Here is a 4,926-nt window from a genome sequence, read left to right as displayed (position 1 = left end):
GGCGCGATCCTCTATCCCGGCGGGCGCCTGCCGAGCGGCGAGAGTCCCACCGACATCGTCGTCGTCGTCAAGGGGCCGACCCAGTCGATCGTGATGCGCGAGAAGGAGAAGGTCGCCGGCATCTGGGTCAACACGTCGCGGCTGCGCTATCGGTCCGCGCCCAGTTTCTATGCGATCGCCTCGTCCAAGCCGATCGGGCGGCTGGTCGACGACCGCACCCGGGCGATCTACGAACTTGGCCTCGACAGCCTGCAATTGTCGCCCGCGTCGAGCGCGCCGATTCCGACGCAGGACCGGTTCCAGCGCGGCCTGGTCGACCTGAAACGCCGTGCCGGGCTGTATTACGAGGCGCCGGGCGCGGTCGAGATCACCGATGACGTGCTGTACCGCGCGCGGGTTTCGGTGCCCGCGCGCGTACCGGTCGGGCGCTTCACCGCGGAAACCTTCCTGATCCGCGACGGCCGTGTGCTGGCCGCGGCGGTGCGCGACATCGACATCCGCAAATCGGGGTTCGAACGCTTCGTCGCGCGCGCGGCCGACCGGTCGGCGATTGCCTATGGCCTGGTCGCGGTCTTTCTCTCGATCTTTCTCGGCTGGGCGGCCGGCTGGATCGCGCGCCGGGTCTGAGGCGCGCGGACGCTCACGCATTCTTTACCCGTGCGCGGCATGGATGCGGACATCTGGCAAAAGCCGGAGGATCGAGGACCGACCGCCTATGACCGACATGCCCGCCGCCCATCTGTTCCAGCGGGCGATTGCCGCCGCGGCGATCGCGGACGGCGCGGGGCCGGACGCATCACCGGGGGGACAGGCCGACGCCCCGATCGGCGTCATATCCGCGATTGCCGGCGCCAGCAGCCGGGTCCTGCTCGACCGGACCGCGATCGCGCCGCTGCTCGCGCACCCCGACGCGGTGCTCGCCGCCGCCGGCCAGGTCGGCAGCCAGGTCAAGATCCGGGTCGGCACGTCATGGATCATCGCCAATGTCCGCTCGCTCGCGCTCGAGGCGGCGATGGGCGGCGTCATCGCGGGCGAGATCGATTTCCTTGGCGAGGGGGACGAGGACCGGGCGACCGGCGCGCTGTACGGATTCCGCCGCGGCGTGACGCGCTATCCCATGCCGGGCTGCGAGGTGTTCGCGGTCACGACGCGCGACCTGCGCGAGGTCTATGCCGCCGAGGACCGCGCGAATATCGCGATCGGTACCGTCTATCCGACCGCCGACGTTCCCGCCGCGCTGTATGTCGATGCGATGCTCGGCAAGCATTTCGCGCTCGTCGGCTCGACCGGCACGGGCAAGTCGACCGCCGCCGCGCTGATCCTGCATCGGATCTGCGACCTCGCGCCGCAGGGGCATATCGTGATGATCGACCCGCACGGCGAATATGCCGCGGCCTTCGGCACGAACGGCGCGATCCACGACGTGTCGAACCTGCAAATGCCCTATTGGCTGATGAATTTCGAAGAGCATTGCGAGGTTTTCCTGACCAGCACCGGGGAGCAGCGTCAGTTCGATGCGGACATCCTCGCCAAATGCCTGCTCGCCGCTCGCGCCAAGAGCCGGCTCGGCCAGACGATCGCCAAGCTCACGGTCGACGCGCCGATCCCCTATCTGCTCAGCGACCTGACCGGCATCATCAGCCTCGAAATGGGCAAGATGGACCGCGCCGGCGACACCAGCCCCTATCTGCGGCTCAAGGGCAAGATCGACGAGATCAAGGCGGATCCGCGCTATGGCTTCATGTTCTCGGGGATGCTCGTCGCGGACACGATGGCGGCGTTTCTCCAGCGTATCTTCCGCCTGCCCGGCGACGGCCGGCCGATCTCGATCATCGACGTGTCGGGCGTGCCGTCGGACATTACCGCGGTCGTCGTCGCGATGCTCGCGCGGATGACGTTCGACTTCGCGATCTGGTCGCGCAACGAGCCGCAGCGACCGATCCTGCTCGTCTGCGAGGAGGCGCATCGCTACATCCCGAACGATCGTCAGGCGGAAAGCTCGGTCGGGCGGATCCTCGGACGGATCGCCAAGGAGGGTCGCAAATACGGCGTTTCGCTCGGGTTGATCACGCAGCGCCCGTCCGATCTGGCGGAAGGCGTCCTGTCGCAGTGCGGGACGATCGTCGCGATGCGGCTCAACAACGAACGCGATCAGGCCTTTGTCCGCGCGGCGATGCCCGAGGGCGCACGCGGCTTTCTCGAATCCATCCCCGCGCTGCGCAATCGCGAGGCCATTATCTGCGGGGAGGGCGTGACGATTCCGATCCGCGTCGCGTTCGACGATCTCGAGGATACGCGCCGCCCCGCCTCGAGCGATCCGCTCTTCTCGGCGCTGTGGCGCGATGTCGGCGGCGAGGAGCAGATCATCGACCGGACGATCCTGAAATGGCGCGCGCAGGGCAAGTGAGCCGGCTGTCGGTCGTCGTGGCGGGAGCTACTCGCGGCGGCGCCTAGGCGGCGTAGTCAGTTTCGGTGATCTCGTTGTCCGCCATCAGCCGCAGCCGGTTGATCAGGCGGCATGCGATCTCCGACTTGCCGGGCCCGTTCGGGGTGGCGAGCATCGGGATGAGCTGCTGGTCGACGAACGTGTCGGGACCCGAATAGGCCAGTGAAAAGCGCCGGAACCCCCGGTCGAGGCCGATCATGTCCGTGATGATCGTCACGTCGCTATGGCGCCGGTCGGCGCTCAGCCGCGCGAGCAGATTGGAGATCGCCGGATCCGGTCCCTCGACCAGCTGGACGAAGTGCAGATCGGTGATGATCAGCGCGCCGGTGATGCCGGCCTGTGCGTTCCGCGCGCTGGACTCGTTGACGATCTCCATCAGCGCGCGCTGATCCATCGCGATATCGGGCTTGATCTTGCTCAGATACAGCACCGTCCGCAAGGCCGGCACGGGCGTCGCGCGGGCGGGCCGGATCGCGGTGACGGGTGTCGGGCGCGGTTGCGGCTGGCTGGCACCGCGCAGGGCCCAGTCCTGCTCGCGGCGCATCGCGCGTCCCGGAACATAGCCCTGGATCGAAATGAGCCGTCCGGTCGCGGTCGAGGAGAGCCCTGTCTGCATGATCGTCACATATCCGGTAAAGCGATGGTGCATCCCGCCTAGCATGGTGCATGACAGCACTGTAATATCGTAGAATTACGAACCGGACTTTAGTATGGGCGCCGCATCCGTGATCAGGATCGACAGCGGCCTAGTCTGCGCGAATTCGAAAAGATGATCGATCAATAGTGCGCGCAGTTGGTACGGCCATCTGCGGGGACTCGACGCCGGTTGCAGACACGTACGGCGCGGCGCGCGTCGCTAGGTGCCGGTGCGGACCGCGAGCAGGCGGGCGACCCGCGCCTTGAACGCGCGCAATGCCGGGCCGGACAGCTGTGCCGCGCTCGCCAGCGATACCGATCGCGGATTGATCGCGCCGCCGTTCCTCCACACTTCCCAGTGGAGATGCGGCCCCGTCGACATACCGGTCGAGCCGACATAGCCGATGACCTGGCCCTGGCGTACGCGCGTGCCCGATGCGACCGCGATCCGGCTCATATGGCCATAGCCGCTCGCCAGACCGCCGCCGTGGACGAGCTTGACGAAATTGCCATAGCCGCCGGTCCGGCCCGCGAAGCTCACCACCCCGTCGGTCATCGCGTGGATCGGCGCGCCCCGCGGCGCCCCGATGTCGAGTCCCTTGTGCATCCGCGTGAAGCCGAGCAGCGGATGCACGCGCAGGCCGAAACCGGACGTGATGCGGCCGATCACCGGCATGCCCGACACAGCGCGGCGTTCGGTCTGGCCATTGGCGTCGAACCAGCCGCCGCGGCCAGCGTCGTCACCCTCTACCGCGTCCGGATCCGCCTGTGGGTCGGTCGTGGTGGTCGGTGCGAAGCGGACGAGTTGCAGCGTGCGCCGTCCCTGGTCGATCCCGGCGAACAGCAGCGCGCCGATCCGCGTTTCCCCGGTCGCGGCGCGTTCGCGGGCGACGATCAGGTCGAAACGGTCCGTGGCGCTGACGTCGCGCCCGATCGACAGCCGTGTCGCGATCGCCTTGATATAGGTCTCGACCGCCTTGGCGGACACGCCGGCGGCGCGCATCGACCGGTACAGGCTCGATCCGGCAAGCCCCTGGATCCGCAGCGGGGTGCGGTCGACCGCGATCGCCGTGCGCGTCATCGCCAGACCCGCTGCGGTGCGGTGCAGCGACACGTCCAGGTCGAACCGCGCGCGCACCGCGAGCGAGTCGAGTGGGCGCGCGACCGTGCGATCCGCGCGCCGGCCCAGCGTCAGCGCGATCCGCGTGCCCGCCGGGATCGCGCCGGGATCGACCGTCTGCGCGATCAGCGCCGATGCAGCACTGGCGTCACGCCGGCTGACGCCCGCGCGGATCAGGACCCGGTCGAAGGCATCGCCCTGACCCAGTGTCGCGGCAAGGTCGACGCTCGGCCGTTCGGGTGCCTGCGCGAGCGGTACGACAAGGTCGTTCGCCGCCATCCGCCGCCCCGTATCCGCGCCCTGGCCGAGCGGCGCGATCGCCAGTGCCCGCGCCTGCTCGCGTGCCGAACCGGCCAGCGGTGCCGGGACGCCGCCGGTCAGCGGGCGAAAGCCGGGGGCGAGCATGACGGTCGCAGCGCACAGCGCGGTGCAGGTCGCGAGGCCGCGCCACCACGTCGCACTACCGATCGCGCTGCCCAGATCGGGCACCCAGTCGATCCGTGCTGCGGCGTCGTGCAGCCGCGTGACGCCCCGGGGAATTGCGTCGGAACCGGTGGTGGCGGCGCGCCCGAAACTTCGGGCGTCGATGCCGCCGGCCAGCCCCAGTTCCTGCTCCGTCCCTAGATACACGTCGCGCACCTCGTGGCCCAAATTCCTGGCGCACATTTCCGGCCAGGTTCGCCGTTCCCCCCGGCGCGGGTCGGAGTCCTGTGCAGCAAGGGTC

4 protein-coding genes are annotated in these 4,926 nt (G+C 68.8%); 2 read left to right on the top strand and 2 right to left on the bottom strand.

From position 1 onward, the window contains the following. Positions 1–627: TIGR02186 family protein (locus sphsw_RS15400; RefSeq protein ID WP_031441386.1), on the top strand; the 627-nt coding region annotated here is incomplete at its 5' end. Between the two features lie 88 nt (positions 628–715). Continuing rightward, positions 716–2,407 (top strand): ATP-binding protein, encoded by a 1,692-nt coding sequence (locus sphsw_RS15395; RefSeq protein WP_031441385.1) that lies wholly within the window; start codon positions 716–718, stop codon positions 2,405–2,407. A 43-nt stretch (positions 2,408–2,450) separates the two neighbouring features. On the opposite strand, the gene sphsw_RS18445 is transcribed toward sphsw_RS15395, so the two are convergent. Further along, positions 2,451–3,062, bottom strand: a complete 612-nt coding sequence (locus tag sphsw_RS18445; protein ID WP_160172655.1) for a BLUF domain-containing protein — start codon at positions 3,060–3,062, stop codon at positions 2,451–2,453. A 240-nt stretch (positions 3,063–3,302) separates the two neighbouring features. After that, a partial coding sequence (locus sphsw_RS15385; RefSeq protein ID WP_235188417.1) for a M23 family metallopeptidase occupies positions 3,303–4,926 on the bottom strand: 1,624 nt, incomplete at its 5' end.

This window comes from Sphingomonas sp. FUKUSWIS1 (assembly GCF_000733135.1).
In the GTDB taxonomy this organism is placed as follows: domain Bacteria; phylum Pseudomonadota; class Alphaproteobacteria; order Sphingomonadales; family Sphingomonadaceae; genus Sphingomonas; species Sphingomonas aerolata.
This window is presented reverse-complemented; position numbering and strand designations above follow the sequence as displayed.